At 72.2% G+C, this 14,018-nt stretch carries 16 protein-coding genes and 1 tRNA gene; 10 read left to right on the top strand and 7 right to left on the bottom strand.

Translation table 11 applies throughout. The annotated features are described in order from the left end of the window. The first annotated feature begins 11 nt into the window (after positions 1–11). The 4 genes from MTP13_RS14025 (at position 12) to MTP13_RS14010 (ending at position 4,103) form a co-directional block, all read left to right on the top strand. The gene (locus MTP13_RS14025; protein ID WP_243568323.1) at positions 12–503 is read left to right on the top strand and encodes an Lrp/AsnC family transcriptional regulator; all 492 of its coding nucleotides are present in this window, start codon (positions 12–14) and stop codon (positions 501–503) included. A 107-nt stretch (positions 504–610) separates the two neighbouring features. Next, entirely contained in the window at positions 611–1,738 is a 1,128-nt protein-coding gene (pdhA, locus tag MTP13_RS14020; protein ID WP_243568322.1) for a pyruvate dehydrogenase (acetyl-transferring) E1 component subunit alpha, read from the top strand. Continuing rightward, complete coding sequence (locus MTP13_RS14015; RefSeq protein ID WP_243568321.1) at positions 1,735–2,763, top strand: alpha-ketoacid dehydrogenase subunit beta; 1,029 nt, start codon at positions 1,735–1,737, stop codon at positions 2,761–2,763. The genes pdhA and MTP13_RS14015 overlap by 4 nt, the downstream gene beginning before the upstream one ends. Next, positions 2,760–4,103: a dihydrolipoamide acetyltransferase family protein gene (locus tag MTP13_RS14010; protein WP_243568320.1), complete on the top strand. Its 1,344-nt coding sequence runs from the start codon at positions 2,760–2,762 to the stop codon at positions 4,101–4,103. Before MTP13_RS14015 ends, MTP13_RS14010 begins: the two co-directional genes overlap by 4 nt. Positions 4,104–4,140: 37 nt before the next feature. Here MTP13_RS14010 and MTP13_RS14005 read toward each other — a convergent pair whose 3' ends face one another. After that, positions 4,141–4,635: a hypothetical protein gene (locus tag MTP13_RS14005; RefSeq protein ID WP_243568319.1), complete on the bottom strand. Its 495-nt coding sequence runs from the start codon at positions 4,633–4,635 to the stop codon at positions 4,141–4,143. Positions 4,636–4,977: 342 nt separating this feature from the next. Here MTP13_RS14005 and MTP13_RS14000 point away from each other — a divergent pair, with 342 nt between their 5' ends. The 3 genes from MTP13_RS14000 to MTP13_RS13990 all read left to right on the top strand — a co-directional run bounded on the left by MTP13_RS14000 (position 4,978) and on the right by MTP13_RS13990 (position 7,780). Further along, a complete protein-coding gene (locus MTP13_RS14000; protein ID WP_243568318.1) occupies positions 4,978–5,496 on the top strand; it encodes a hypothetical protein in 519 nt (172 codons plus the stop codon). A 302-nt stretch (positions 5,497–5,798) separates the two neighbouring features. Further along, a complete protein-coding gene (locus MTP13_RS13995; RefSeq protein WP_243568317.1) occupies positions 5,799–7,451 on the top strand; it encodes an FAD-dependent oxidoreductase in 1,653 nt (550 codons plus the stop codon). After that, positions 7,448–7,780: a metal-sensitive transcriptional regulator gene (locus tag MTP13_RS13990; protein WP_243568316.1), complete on the top strand. Its 333-nt coding sequence runs from the start codon at positions 7,448–7,450 to the stop codon at positions 7,778–7,780. Before MTP13_RS13995 ends, MTP13_RS13990 begins: the two co-directional genes overlap by 4 nt. Before the next feature lie 19 nt (positions 7,781–7,799). Here MTP13_RS13990 and MTP13_RS13985 read toward each other — a convergent pair whose 3' ends face one another. Continuing rightward, complete coding sequence (locus MTP13_RS13985) at positions 7,800–8,315, bottom strand: tetratricopeptide repeat protein (RefSeq protein WP_243568315.1); 516 nt, start codon at positions 8,313–8,315, stop codon at positions 7,800–7,802. A gap of 278 nt (positions 8,316–8,593) precedes the next feature. Here MTP13_RS13985 and MTP13_RS13980 point away from each other — a divergent pair, with 278 nt between their 5' ends. From MTP13_RS13980 to MTP13_RS13970, 3 genes are all read left to right on the top strand, one after another. After that, positions 8,594–9,343 (top strand): tryptophan-rich sensory protein, encoded by a 750-nt coding sequence (locus MTP13_RS13980; protein ID WP_243568314.1) that lies wholly within the window; start codon positions 8,594–8,596, stop codon positions 9,341–9,343. Between the two features lie 76 nt (positions 9,344–9,419). After that, positions 9,420–10,355 carry a hypothetical protein gene (locus MTP13_RS13975; protein WP_243568313.1) on the top strand — a complete coding sequence of 312 codons (936 nt, stop codon included), beginning with the start codon at positions 9,420–9,422 and terminating at the stop codon, positions 10,353–10,355. Further along, positions 10,352–11,443, top strand: coding sequence for a hypothetical protein (locus MTP13_RS13970; RefSeq protein WP_243568312.1), 1,092 nt, complete (start codon positions 10,352–10,354; stop codon positions 11,441–11,443). Before MTP13_RS13975 ends, MTP13_RS13970 begins: the two co-directional genes overlap by 4 nt. Before the next feature lie 127 nt (positions 11,444–11,570). On the opposite strand, the gene MTP13_RS13965 is transcribed toward MTP13_RS13970, so the two are convergent. The 5 genes from MTP13_RS13965 to MTP13_RS13945 form a co-directional block, all read right to left on the bottom strand. Further along, positions 11,571–11,646: transfer RNA gene (locus tag MTP13_RS13965), tRNA-Ala, on the bottom strand. Between the two features lie 90 nt (positions 11,647–11,736). After that, positions 11,737–12,132, bottom strand: coding sequence for a ribosome silencing factor (gene rsfS / locus MTP13_RS13960; protein WP_243568311.1), 396 nt, complete (start codon positions 12,130–12,132; stop codon positions 11,737–11,739). A 45-nt stretch (positions 12,133–12,177) separates the two neighbouring features. After that, positions 12,178–13,194 carry a hypothetical protein gene (locus MTP13_RS13955; protein ID WP_243568310.1) on the bottom strand — a complete coding sequence of 339 codons (1,017 nt, stop codon included), beginning with the start codon at positions 13,192–13,194 and terminating at the stop codon, positions 12,178–12,180. Continuing rightward, complete coding sequence (gene nadD, locus MTP13_RS13950; RefSeq protein WP_189084981.1) at positions 13,191–13,787, bottom strand: nicotinate-nucleotide adenylyltransferase; 597 nt, start codon at positions 13,785–13,787, stop codon at positions 13,191–13,193. The genes MTP13_RS13955 and nadD overlap by 4 nt, the downstream gene beginning before the upstream one ends. 10 nt (positions 13,788–13,797) lie before the next feature. After that, positions 13,798–13,995, bottom strand: a complete 198-nt coding sequence (locus MTP13_RS13945) for a hypothetical protein (RefSeq protein WP_243568309.1) — start codon at positions 13,993–13,995, stop codon at positions 13,798–13,800. Between the last annotated feature and the right edge of the window lie 23 nt (positions 13,996–14,018).

Raw genomic sequence — 14,018 nt, 5'->3', positions numbered from 1 at the left:
CAGCAGGAGCCATGACCACGCACCAGCCGCACCGCGAACCGCTCGACGACATCGACCGGCGCATCGTCGCCGAGCTCAGTCAGGACGGCCGGCTCTCGGTGCGCACGCTCGCGGAGCGCGTGCACGTCTCACGCACCGCCGCGCACAATCGCCTGCAGGCGCTGCAGCGCCGCGGGGTGATCAGCGGCTTCGGCGCGCAGATCGACCGCAAGGCGATCGGGCTCGAGATCTCGGCGCTCGTGGTGGTGCGCGTGGGCGACGTGCCCTGGGAGCAGATCGTCGACCAGCTCGCGACCCTGCCCTTCGTCGAGAAGGTGCAGGCGGTCTCCGGCGACATCGACATCATCCTCACCGTCAGCGCGCCCGACCACGAGCAGCTGAGTCAGGCGATCCTGCGCGACATCCACGACATGCCGGGCGTCGTCTCCACGCGCTCGCACCTCATCCTCGCTGAGATCGAGGGCCGGCCGCCCGCGCAGTCCCTGGACATCTGGCGCAGCTGACGGCCGCCTGGCGGACGGGCGTCACGCGTTCCGCCGCCCGAGAGCCGTTCGTTCCTCCTTGCACGACACGACATCCGCGGGGCGCGAAGCTGCCGCACGATGGCGTCATGAGCCTCAACGTCGAGCTGCCGCCCACCCGCACCCTGCCGCCGGAGAAGCCGCTCCGGCTGCTCGACAACGCCGGACACGCGGTGACCGGCCGCGACACCGGCGGATTCGCTCTGCCGGACCTCGCCACCCTCGTCGAGCTCTACCGCCGCATGGTGATCGCTCGCCGCTTCGACGTGCAGGTCACTGCGCTCACCCGCCAGGGGCGACTCGCGACCTACCCCTCCGCCCTCGGCCAGGAGGCGTGCGAGATCGGCGCCGTCTCCGCGCTCGACGCGGACGACTGGCTCTTCCCGACCTACCGCGAGAGCGTGGCCCTGCTCACCCGAGGCATCGATCCCGCGGAGATCCTCGTCTCGTTCCGCGGGGACTGGCACAACGGCTACGACCAACGCGCGCACCGCACCGCGGCGCAGGCGACCCCGCTCGCGACCCAGGCGCTGCACGCCGTCGGCCTCGGCCACGCGGCCCGACTGCGGCGCGACCCCATCGCCGCGCTCGCCTTCCTCGGCGACGGCGCGACGAGCGAGGGCGACGCGCACGAGGCCTTCAACTTCGCCGCCGTCTGGCAGACGCCCACCGTCTTCCTCGTGCAGAACAACCAGTACGCCATCAGCGTGCCGCTCTCGCGGCAGACGCACGCCCGCACGTTCGCCGACAAAGCCGTCGGCTACGGCATGCCCGGCTATCACGTGGACGGCAACGACGTCGCCGCCGTCTACGCCGTGACGCGCGCCGCCGTCGAGCGCGCCCGCGCCGGCCACGGCCCGACGTTCATCGAGGGCGTCACCTATCGGGTCGAATCGCACACCAACTCGGACGACCCGACGCGCTACCGGCAGCAGCGCGAGGTCGAGCACTGGAAGCGGCGCGACCCCATCGAGCGGCTCGAGAAGTACCTCGTGTCGGAGGGCGCGCTCGGCGACGGGTTGCGCGAGGAGATCACCGAGGCGGCCGAAGCGCTCGCTGCACGCACCCGCGAGGCGATGTCCGCCGAGGCGGAGGTCTCGCCGCTCGAACTGTTCGACCACGTCTACGCGACTCCGCGGCGCCAGCTCGCCGAGCAGCGCGAACGGCTCGCCGCCGAGCTGGCCGGCGGCCTCGAGACGAGCGGGGCCGCCCGATGAGCGCACTCGCCGAAGCCGCCCCTGCGGCCGAAGCCGGGACCGGACCGGGCCCGGTCACCATGGCGGCCGCGCTGAACCGCGCCCTGCGCGACGCCATGGCGGAGGACGACCGCGTCGTCGTCTACGGCGAGGACGTCGGCCCGCTGGGCGGCGTCTTCCGGGTGACCGACGGCCTGCAGGCGGAGTTCGGGGAGGAACGGATCTGGGATTCACCGCTCGCGGAGTCCGGCATCGTCGGGACGGCGGTCGGCATGGCGATCTACGGCCTGCGCCCGGTCGTGGAGATGCAGTTCGACGCGTTCAGCTACCCCGCGTTCGAGCAGATCGTCTCGCACGTCGCGAAGATGCGGAACCGCACGAAGGGACGTCTTCAGCTGCCCATGGTGATCCGCATCCCCTGCGCCGGGGCGATCGGCGGTGTGGAGCACCACTCCGACTCCTCCGAGGCGTACTGGACCGCGACCCCGGGACTGACGGTGGTGACCCCGTCGAACCCGGCCGACGCCTACTCGATGCTGCGCGAGGCCATCGCGAGCGACGACCCCGTCGTGTTCATGGAGCCGAAGAGCCGCTACTGGGCCAAGGCCGAGCTCGCGCTGCCGGTCACGACGGCGCCGATGGACCGCGCGCTGGTGCTCCGCGAAGGGACCGACGTCACGCTCCTCGCCTACGGGCCGACGGTGAAGACGGCGCTGGATGCCGCGGACGCCGCCGCCGCGGAGGATCTCTCGATCGAGGTGATCGATCTGCGAAGCCTCTCCCCCTTCGACGACGAGACCGTGGGCGCATCCGTGCGGAAGACCTCGCGCGCAGCAGTCATCCACGAGGCCGCGCAGTTCGGCGGCTACGGCGCGGAGGTGGCGGCCCGCGTCACGGAGCGCAACTTCCACTGGCTCGCGGAGCCGGTGCTGCGGATCGCGGGGTACGACATCCCGTATCCCTCGCCGAAGCTGGAGTCCTTCCACCTGCCGACCGCCGACCGGGTGCTGCACGCGCTCGCCGGCTGGGACTGGGACCTCGCATGAGCCGCGAGTTCCTGCTTCCCGACCTCGGCGAGGGGCTGAGCGAGGCCGAGATCGTCGCGTGGCTCGTCGCCCCGGGCGACACGGTCGCTGTCGATCAGCCCGTCGTCGAGCTGGAATCGGCGAAGTCGGTCGTACAGCTGCCGTGCCCGTTCGACGGCGTGGTGAGCCGCCTCGGCGGCGAGGTCGGCACGGTGCTGCACGAGGGCGCCGTGCTGCTCGCGCTGGAGCCGAGCGGCGACGCGGCGGTGGAAGCGGCCGCGGATGCTCCGGAGACGACGGATGCCGCGGAGGAGACCTCCGGCGCCGTGCTCGTCGGCTACGGCACGATGTCGAGCACCGTCGCCACCCGGCCGGTCGGCGCTCCGGGGCGGTTCGGCCGTCGCGATGCCGCACGAGCGGCCGGGGGCCCGCCGTCGCGCCCGCGCCTCGACCCGGCGCGACGCTTCCCCGTGGTGTCGCCGATCGTGCGCCGGCTCGCGCGCCAGAACGGCTTCGACGCGAGCAGGCTCGAGGGCACCGGGCCCGACCATCTCGTGCTGCGGCGCGATGTCGAGGCCTATCTCGCATCGGGGGCGACAACCCCGGACACGCCGCGACCGGAGCGCTCGGCGCAGCCGGAGGCGGCGCGCACGGCGGCGGTGGACGGCCCGTCGAGCGAGCGCGACGAACGGATCCCGCTCGACCGGATGCGCCGCGCCGCCGCGGCCCAGTTCACTCGCTCTCGGCGCGAGATCCCGGAGGCGACCGTCTGGCTCGACGTGGATGCGACCCGCCTCGTCGAGGCGCGGCGCGAACTGCGCGAGGCGACGGGCGAGCGGTTCGGTCTCACCGCGCTGATCGCGCGCTTCGCGGTCGCCGGCCTCGCGCGGCATCCGATCTTGAACTCGAGCTTCGATTCGGAGCGCGAGGAGATCGTGCAGCACCGCGCGGTGCACCTCGGAGTCGCGACGCAGGGGCCGCGCGGCCTCGTCGTGCCAGTGATCGCCGATGCGGGCGCGCTCACCCTGCGCGGGCTCCGTGACGCGATCGCGGCCGTGCCCGACGCGCTGGGGCACGGCGGCGCACGTCTGCGCGGGGGCACGTTCACGCTGAACAACTACGGCGCGCTCGGCGTCGACGGCTCTGCGGCGATCATCAACCACCCCGAGGCGGCGATGCTCGGAGTCGGGCGCTTCGTCGAACGGCCGTGGGTCGTCGACGGCGCGATCGTGCCGCGGACGGTGACGGAGCTCACGCTGAGCTTCGATCACCGGGTGTGCGACGGCGCGGAGGCGGCCGCGTTCCTGACGTTCGTCGCGGGCTGCATCGAGCGGCCGATGACGCTGCTCGCCGAGCTCTAGTCCGTCACCCCGAGCCGGTGGCCCGGCCGCGGGCGGCTCAGAAGAACTCGTCGGGCGTGCCGGCGGCCCGCTCGACGTCGCTCGTGTCGCGGCCGGCGTCGCGGAGCTTCGCGACGGCGACGCGGAGGCCGGATTCCATCTGCGCCGCCCAGGCGTCCGACTCGCGCGCGCTGGTCTCCGCCGCCCGAGCGCGTGCGTCGGCCGTTTCGGCCGCCTCGCGCGCGTCGGCGACCTGCTTCAGCGCGAGGGAGATGCCGTAGTACGCGGCGACCATGGTCGCGATCGGCGCGGCGATGATCGCGAGCGCGCTGATCGCGGCGCCGTTCGGCGCGAAGGCGACGAGCAGGGCGAACGCGAGGAAGAGCGCGACGATCGCGGCGAGCACCACCAGCATGAATCGGAGGTCCCGCCCCCAGGGGCCTCGTGGGCGCGCAGCGCCGTTGGCGGCGGCATCCGCCGGGGGGTTCGGGGCGGTCGGTTCGCTGGAACCGAACGGATCGATCGAGGGCGAGGTGGGTGCGGACTCGGACATCGTTTCCTCCTGGCCGACGGACGATACGTCCCCCATTGTGGGGTCGGTGCGCGGGGTCGGTCAAGGCGATCGGGTCGCTGTGTCCCCTGAACTGGCTACGTTTCGAGCTTTCGCCGGGCCGGTCTCATCCGACACAATCGAAGGCAGATGGGAACTCGTTCGGGGGCGAGAGGCTGAGAGTACCCGCTCGAAGCTGACGTCGTACCGCGCATGCCTGAGGCGCGGACGCCCGTGTTCATCGACCGTTCGGTCGGCGAATGCAGGTGTCCAACCCTCGGATCAGTCACCGTTCGCCTCACGGCGACCGCTGTGAGGCTGTGCATGCACGGAAGGACACGCGGTATGAAACCCACTGTCGTCGCCCTGTTCATCCTCGCCGGCGCACTCGTGCCCGGCATCGCGGCCCAGGCCGCCCAGCCCGCGGCCGCACCAGCGGTCGCGGTGCACGCGGCGGGCTTCGGCGACAACCCGGGGACGGATGTCTCCGGGTACCGTGCGAGCGCACAAGCCGATCACGACGCCCGTCTCGAAGCGGCTCGCGCCGCTGCGGCGGCGAAGGCTGCAGCGGATGCTGCGGCGGCGAAGGCTGCGGCCGACGCTGCCGCCGCGGAAGCTGCTGCCGCCGCCGAAGCCGAGGCCGAGGTCGTCTACGAGGAGGCAGACGACGCCTCCTGGTCAGACGAGGGCTCGTGGTCGGGTGGCTCCGCCGAGGAGGCCGCACCCGCGGCCGCCCCGGCGCCTGCTGAGGCTGCACCCCAGCCGACGTCACCGCGACCGGACAACAGCAACTGCGGACCCTGCCCCGCAGAGACGCTGGAGTGGATCGTGTACGACGGCGTCGGCTACTGGGCGTGCCCCTGAGCGAGCGACCCGAACCGCTCCACACCGTGGGCTAGCCGCGGCCGAAGAGCTTCGCGAAGAACCCGCCGCCGGACTCGGCGGGTTCGTGCGCGCCGTCGCACCACTGGCCGGCCGGGACCCGTCGCTTCACGTCCGCGATGTGCTGGCCGCATCCCGACCAGGTCGTCTTGCCGCACCTTCGACACGTGACGGGTGAACACATGGGCTGATCCTCTCGTAGGTCCCGGATACCCCCGGGGTATGGCCTACACTGTACACAACGGAACCGCGACGCCCCTGCGTCGCCGGAGAGGAGTGCCAGTATGCGGGTGATCGTGATCGGTGGCGTGGCGGGCGGAATGTCCGCGGCGACGAGGCTCAGACGACTCGACGAGTCGGCCGAGATCATCGTGCTCGAGCAGAGCCGGTACGTCTCGTACGCCAACTGCGGCCTGCCCTACTTCGTCGGCGGCGAGATCGAGCACCGCGCCGAGCTGCTGCTGCACACCCCCGAGTCGCTCGGCGCGCGGTTCCGCCTCGATGTCCGCACGCAGCACGAGGCGCTCGCGATCGACCCCGAGGCGCGTCGGGTCGAGGTCATGGACCACCGCAGCGGCGCCCTCGTCGAACTCGACTACGACGTCGTCGTGCTCGCGCTGGGCGCCGCCGCGCACCCGCTCGACGCCCCCGGGATCCCCGTGCACACCCTCCGCACGGTCGACGACGTCGACGCGATCGATGCGCTCCTCCCCCGTGACGGCGACGGGTCCGCGCTCGTCGTCGGCGGAGGCTACATCGGTGTCGAGGCCGCCGAGAACCTCGTGCGCCGAGGCGTGCCGACCACCCTCGTCCACCGCGGCCCGCACGTGCTCGCCGCGCTCGACCCCGAGCTCGCGGTGCTCGTCGAGGACGAGCTGCGCGCCAACGGCGTCGAGCTGCGCACCTCGACCGAGATCCAGTCCGTCGAAGAGGGCGAGGTGCGCCTGAGCGACGGCGCGCGGCTCCGGCCCAGGCTCATCGTGAACGCGAGCGGGGCGAGCCCCAACACCGGGCTCGCCCGGGCGGCCGGGCTCCGGCTCGGGGCGAACGGCGGCGTCGCCGTCGACGCCCAGAACCGCACGAGCGATTCCCGCATCTACGCGGTGGGCGACGGCGTCGAGAAGATCGGTCTCGACGGCGAGGACACGCTCGTGGCGATGGCCGGGCTCGCCAACCGGCACGGGCGCACCGCCGCCGACGTCATCGCCGGGCGGGCGGAGCACAACTCCCCCGCGCTCGGCACGACCGTCGTGCGCGTCTTCGGTCTGACTGCGGCATCCCTCGGCTGGTCCGAGCGACGCCTGCAGCGCGCCGGCCGGCCCTACCGGGTCGTGCACACGCACCCCATGTCGCACGCCGGCTACTTCCCCGGCGCCGAGCGGATGGCGCTGAAGCTCATGATCGACCCCGCCGACGACGCCATCCTCGGCGCGCAGGCGGTCGGCGGGGCCGGGGTCGACAAGCGGATCGACGTGCTCGCCGTCGCGATGACCGGCGGCATCACCGCTTCGGGCCTCGCCCGGCTCGAGCTCGCCTACGCGCCGCAGTACGGCCAGGCGAAAGACCCGATCAATCAGCTCGGGTACGTGGCCGACAACGTGCGCACCGGGACCACCGCGACCGTGCAGTGGCACGAGCTTCCGGCGCTGCAGCTGAACGGGGCGGCCGTGGTCGACGTCCGCAGCGACGCCGAGCGCGCCGCGGGGGCGATCCCCGGCGCCCTCGGCATCCCCCTGGACGAACTGCGCGAGCGGCTCGACGAGCTGCCCGACGCCCCGGTCGTGGTGTACTGCCAGGTCGGCCAGCGCGGTCACACGGCGGCGCGGCTGCTCGTGCAGCACGGCGTGGACGCGCGGAACCTCGACGGCGGGTACCGCACCTGGTCCGCCGGACGCGCGGCGGAGCACGCCGCCGCCGAGACGATGGAGGCACGATGACCGACACCACGGGATCAATGCCGACGGGAGAGCGGCGTCAACCCGCCGATCGCCTCGTCGCCAACCGGCTGAAGCGCGCCCAGGGGCAGCTCGCCGGCGTGATCGAGGCGGTCGAATCCGGTGCCGACTGCCGCGAGGTCGTGCAGCGCCTCTCCGCCGTGGTCGGCGCGCTCGATCGCGCCGGGTTCCTGATCATCTCGCACGCCATGCAGGACTGCCTGAGCGACGAGGCGGCGAGCGAGGGAGCCCACGCCGGCGACAGCGAGGGCGAGGACGGCCGGAGGCTGACCCTCGACGAGGTCGAGAAGCTCTTCCTCTCGCTCGCCTGAGCGCCACCGGCCGGCTCGTCTAGTCCTCGAGCCGGCCGGCCGCGAGCCAGCCCGCGAGTCCGCGCAGCCCCGTGCTCCACCGTCCGAGGTCGGTCACCTCCGCGTGATCCGTGATCACCTGGAGCAGCTCGGCCACGGCACCGTCCGCGTCAGCGGCGTCCAGCCGTGTGAGCGCGGAGAACACGCGCACCGCGTCCGACGCGGGGAACTCCCGCCTGGCGCGGTCGAGTACCTCGCGCGACGCGTCGAGCTCGCCGAGCCAGCGCAGCGTACTCCCGTATTGGCAGAGACAGCGTCGCAGGGTGTCGCCCTCGAGGCCCAGCCGGAGGGCGCGCTCATAGTGCTCGCGCGCGAGCGCCTCTTCACCGGCGGTGTCGTACGCACCGCCCAGCTCGTAGACGAGCACCGGGTGATCCGGATGCGCGGCGAGCAGCTCGCCGAAGTACCGGATGGTCGGGGCCATGTCCTCGCGATCGCGGCGCTCGTAACCGAGGCGGATCGCCTCCGCGAGTTCGGCGCTGAGCTCCGTCGCCATGTCGTCCCCTTCGAGGCATCCTGACGTCGCCGATCGGCGGCCGCAGACGGCCATCCTACGACCGGGCGGGCGCAGGCCGGCGTGCGCGCTCGCCGGAGCGGTGCCTAGAGGCCGGTGCGGATGGTGTCAACCGTCGGGCGAGGAGGTGCGGCTCGTGGGACAGTGGCGGACCCGAGGCAATCCGGACGCCGTACGAGAGGACTGAGCCCATGACCTCCATGTCATCCAGCGCATCGACCGACGGGGCGCGTGATGCGACACGGCAGGCAGTCGTGCTGGTGAGCTCGATCCTCGCCATCATCGCAGCGTTCCTCGGTTCCGGCGTCGTCATCGGCACGCCGATCCAGCAGGCCGCGGGCGGCTATCTGGATGCCGACGCCACCCTGGTCGCCCCGGGCACCGGCGCGTTCCGGATCTGGAGCCTGATCTACGCCGGCATGCTCGCCTACGCGATCTGGCAGGCGCTCCCCGCCCAACGTCACGACGAGCGCCAACGCCGCCTCGGCTGGTGGGTGACGGCGTCGCTCCTGTTGAACGCCGTCTGGATCTTCACCGTGCAGCTCGATCTGCTGTGGCTGAGCCTGCCCGTCATCGCCCTGCTGCTCGCCGTGCTGTGCCGGCTCTTCGTGCTCCTGCGGCGCAGCACCCCGAAGAGCCGGGTCGAGGCGGTCGTCGCCGACGGCTCGATCGGGCTGTACCTCGGCTGGGTGGTCATCGCGACCGCCGCGAACGCCGCGGCCGTACTCACCGCGGCCGGATTCCGCGGTTTCGGTGCGGCCCCTGAATTCTGGGCCGCGCTCGTGCTCGGCGTGGCGTCCGCGGTCGGCATCGCGCTGGCGCTCTGGGGCGGCGGGCGGATCGCGCCGACGCTCTCGCTCTGCTGGGGGATCTGCTGGGTCGCGATCGCCAGGGCCATCGACGAGCCCCGCTCCGAGCTGACGGCCGTGGCGGCGCTGCTCGCTGCCGCGGCCGTGATCGCCGCGACGGCGTTCGCCCGATTCCACCATGACCGTCGGGGGCGTGGCTGACCCGCCGGACGAACTGCGAGGATGGAGCTGAGGGGCCTCGCCGAGCCGGCCGAGCTCCGACGGAAGGATCCGATTCGTGAGTTCGAGCAGCCCCGGGAGCCTCGGCGACCTGGACGTCCGCGCCTTGACCGACGAGGTCGACCGATCGACAGTGTCCGCGCACGCGCGGCGACTCGAACAGGAGCTGGGGGTCCGCTCGGGCGTCTCGCGGTTCGGCGTCGGCTGCGTGCTGGCGATCGTCGTGCTGCTGGGCGTCCCGACCGCCGTGCTCTTCGGACTCCTGGCCCTCGACCAGGGCCCCGGCTGGGCGATCGCCGCCGCGGTCGTCCTGCTCGCCACGGTCGCGCTCTGCGTGTGGCTGCTGACGGCGGCGTCCAGGCACGACCGGCAGCTGCCGGAACGGCGCTACCGGCTCGAGCGGTTCGCGGCCGACAACCAGCTCGAGTACACGCCCGTTCTCGCGGACCCGGCGCATCGCGGGCTGCTCTTCGGCCGGGGCCGGGACCGTGTCGCTGACGACCTGATCGGCTGGCCGGGTGACCGGCTGGAGGTGGCCAACTACCGCTACGTGACGGAAGGCTACCGCGGCGCGCGCTCCGTCTGGGAGTGGGGCTACGCCACGGCACCGCTCGATCGGGCCGCTCCGGAGCTCCTGCTCGACGGGAAGCGGAACACGGGGGCCTTCGATGAGCGGATCGCGTCGGCCTTCGATGCCAGGACGCCGACACGACTCGACTCGCCCGATGGCGGCCGATTCGAGCTCTGGACCTGGCAGCGCGACGTGGACCTCGCTCGCAGGCTGTTCGACGGAAGGCTGCTGTCGCAGCTCGCCCGGCGAGCCGTCGACCTCGAGATCGTCGGTGGCCGGGTCTTCCTCTTCTCAAACCGCCCACTCAGCACCAGCGACCCCGAGACGTGGGCGTGGATCATCGAGACGATGGGGTTGATCCAGGACCGGGTCGCGTCGCTCGGGCTGCCCGAGCAGGCAGCGGAGCAGGGGAACGAAGCATGAGCACATCGGGGATCGCTCGGTTCACGTGGGTGATCTGGCCGTGGATGAACTGGGTCGTGCCGGCGTTCGTGTGCCTCCACGGACTGCTCGGCAACGGAGGATGGGAGAGCCTGGTGCTCATCCCGGCTTCGGTGGTGCTCGTCCCCGGCACGGCGCTCCTCGGGGCGCTCCCCCGGTTCCTGCTTCGACGACGAGGGTACGCCAGCGCTCCGCTGCCGATGGTGCCACTCCTGTTCGTCGTCTGGTGGGGGTGGATCTGCGTCGGTGCGGCGATGCCGGGCACGACGGACAGCGCACCCCTGCCCTCGATCCTGAACGCGCTCGCCGGCGAGCGGCTGCCGTCCGCGATCGAGACGGGCCTGATGATCGTCGGCGCGGTCGCCGCGACGCTGAGCTGGGTCGCCGTCCTGACCATCGCGCTGGTGCTGGTCCGGCAGGGGCGGACCGGCACCGCAGCTGCGGGCCCGCACCGCGCGAGCGTGATCGTGGCCTGGGCTGCGGCCTTCGTCGTCCCGCTCGCGATCGTTGCGAGCTGCGTCGTCGGAGTCGGGCTCCACTCGACGGCGCAGGATGCGAACGGCGACACGTTCTCCGTGGCGCAGGCGCGGGACGGTGCAGCCCGGCTCGAGCTCGACCGAAAACGATACGAGGCGACGCAGCAGGCGCTCTCCGAGGTCCGGGCGCGCGTCTCGCCGATGGACTGGACCGGCGCGGAGGCGCGCGCGAGCTCGTCTCGTGGCTGCCCGTGGGTGACGGCGGCAGCCGACTGCTACGCCCTGACCGCCCGTTTCGTGCAGGCGGCCTCGGCGTCACCGGACTTCGCCGCCATCGCCGACTCGCTGAGTGCGTCCGGCTGGGACGTCGGGGATGCCGTCACCGACGAGTGGGGCGCCGTGGAACTCGAGGCACGCAGCCCGGACGGCGTCTCCGTCAGGGTGCGGTACTCGAAGGGCGAGTCCGGTCAGCGCTTCGTCAACGTGACGGCCACGAGTCCGAGCTGGTGGGGGTCGAGCTACGACGTGCGCCTGGACACCTTCGAGATCGATGCCGAGCAGAGCTACGCGGCGGAGGACTTCCCGCGGCTCTGAGCCGATCCCCGACTCTGACGCGGTTCGGGGTGATCGGCTGGGGGCTCCTCACGGCGGGCCCGGACGGTGCACGCTCCGAGCGGCCGACGAGAAAACCCCCGCACTTCCGAGGAAGTGCGGGGGTTCTTGGTGGATCTGAGGGGACTCGAACCCCTGACCCCCTGCATGCCATGCAGGTGCGCTACCAGCTGCGCCACAGACCCAGTGGGGCTTTCGCCCCGCTTCGTTCCCGCTCTCGCGGCAACAGATTCAGATTACACCACCTTCGGCGCGCTCGCGAATCCGAGCGGGCCTCACTCCCCCGCTGCCTGGGCGCCTGGAGCGTTCGGCACGAGATCGGCCACCGGGATGGCCGGGCAGTCGAGCCAGAGCCGCTCGAGCCCGTAGTACATGCGCTCCTCACCGTGGAACACGTGCACGACGAGGTCGCCGAAATCGATGAGCACCCACCGGCCGCCGTCTCGCCCTTCGCGGCGGAGCGTGCGCGAACCGGCCTCGAGCATCGCGTCCTCGATGCCCTCCGAGATCGCCACCACATTGCGCTCCGAGGAGCCCGTCACGAGGAGGAAGACGTCGGTGAACGGCGACTGCTCGGACACGTCGAGCGCGACGAAGTCCTCACCGCCCTTCGCGTCCGCCGCGCGGACGGCGACGGCGAGGAGATCATGGGCGTGCTGAGAAGCGGTCATGCGCTCGCTTTCGAAGCGGTGGAGGATCGGATGGTCATGGTCGGCTCAGAACAGGCGGAACACCGCGCCGATGACGAGTGTCGCGACGACGCCGAGGGCGAGGACGCCTGCGGTGATGGCGAGGATGAGCGGCACGTTGGCGCCGTCCTTCTTCGGCGGGGCCATCATCTGCTTCGACGTGGTCTGGGTGCTGATCGCCTTCGTGGCGGAGACGGGGGCGACGCCGGCGGTCGCGGCGTCCTCGACGTGATCGAGCAGTCGGTCGATGTCGGACGAGTCGACCTGGCTCGGGTGCACGCCGGTCGCGCCGAAGCTGCGGGGCAGATCGATCGACCCGGTGACGATCACGTCGTCTCCGGCCGCGGCGGGCGGCATGATCGTCGCGCCGTCGGGCAGCGACGGGAGGATGAGGGCGTTCGTGGTCGTCGGCACCCCGCGGGACACCCCGCCTCGGCTGAGCAGTTGATCGAACGGCTCCGCCGCCGCCTCGTCATCGTCGGCCGCCATCTGGAGGCTCCAGTGGCCGGTGTTCGGCGCCGGCTCCGCGGGCGCGGCATCGTGGCGCGTGGCTGGTCCCGGATCAGCCCGTGGCGTCGTCGGCGGCTCGGCAGCCGCCCCCGGTGCCGTGGTGGGGCGCGCAGGGGCCGGGTCGTCGATCGCCTCCGCGTCGTCGACTTCGTCGAGCTGGTGCGTGTCGAGCATCGCCCGCAGCTCGCGGCGGGTCAGCGTGCGCTCCGGTGTGTTGCGGGACGGCTCCTGACCGCCGGCGGGCCGCGGGGCGGCCGGGTTCGTCGTCGACGCGGCGTCGCTGCGCGGCGGCGGGGCGAACGCGCTCGGCGCGGTCTGCACGACCCGCTGGGGCGGAGCGGGCACGGCCGCCTGCGGCGGCGCGACCGCCGGAGCGGGGGCGCCCTGCTCAGGCGCCGTGGCGGCGCCGGGCCCGGTGGCCGGCGGGTCGGCCTCCGCATCGGCGCGCTCGACGCCGCCGGCGGCCTGCTCCTGCAGCCGTCGCTCGCGCTCGCGCGCCTCGCGCCGGGTCAGCGGCGGTTCCTGCGACGTCATTCGACACTCCGATACAGATGGTGCTTCGAGATGTACTGCACGACCCCGTCGGGCACCAGATACCACACCGGGAATCCCCGGTTCACGCGGTCACGGCAGTCGGTCGAGGAGATCGACAGGGCCGGGACCTCCAACAAGCTTACGTCCTGCTCCGGTAGACCGGTCACGGAAAGCACGTGGCCGGGGCGGGTGACTGCCACGAAGTGGGCGAGTTCCCAGAGCTCCGAGACGTCCTTCCACGAGAGGATCTGCGCGATCGCGTCGGCGCCCGAGATGAAGAAGAGATCGGCGTCGGGACGCTGCGCCCGGATGTCGCGCAGGGTGTCGATCGTGTAGGTCGGCTTGCCGCGGTCGAGGTCGACGCGGCTCACGGTGAACCGCGGATTCGAGGCGGTCGCGACCACCGTCATGAGGTAGCGGTGCTCGGCCGGCGTGACGACGGTCTTGTAGGTCGGCTCGCCGGTCGGGACGAACACGACCTCGTCGAGGTCGAACGACTGGGCGACCTCGCTCGCCGCCACCAGGTGACCGTGGTGGATCGGGTCGAAGGTTCCGCCCATGACCCCCACTCTGGGGCGGCGATCACCGCTCATTCGAGGACCCTCAGTGGCCGCCGTGCTCGCTCCCGCCGTGGCGCTTCGCATACGCCTCGGACTTCGCGCGGTGCCGGTTGGCGACGTCGCGGTACGAGTAGGTCACGATGCCGAGCGCGAAGAAGACGATGAGCGCGATGAGCCCGTACACGTAGGTCTCGACGGGGAGCTCCCGCGCGTGCACCGTCTCGGCGAAAACAACGGCCATCAGGCTCATTCGTGGATTCCTTT

The sequence above is a fragment of the Agromyces soli genome, from assembly GCF_022811605.1.
GTDB classification, from domain to species: Bacteria; Actinomycetota; Actinomycetes; order Actinomycetales; family Microbacteriaceae; genus Agromyces; species Agromyces soli.
Note: the sequence above shows the minus strand (reverse complement) of the source record. Positions and strands in the feature narration are given on the sequence as shown.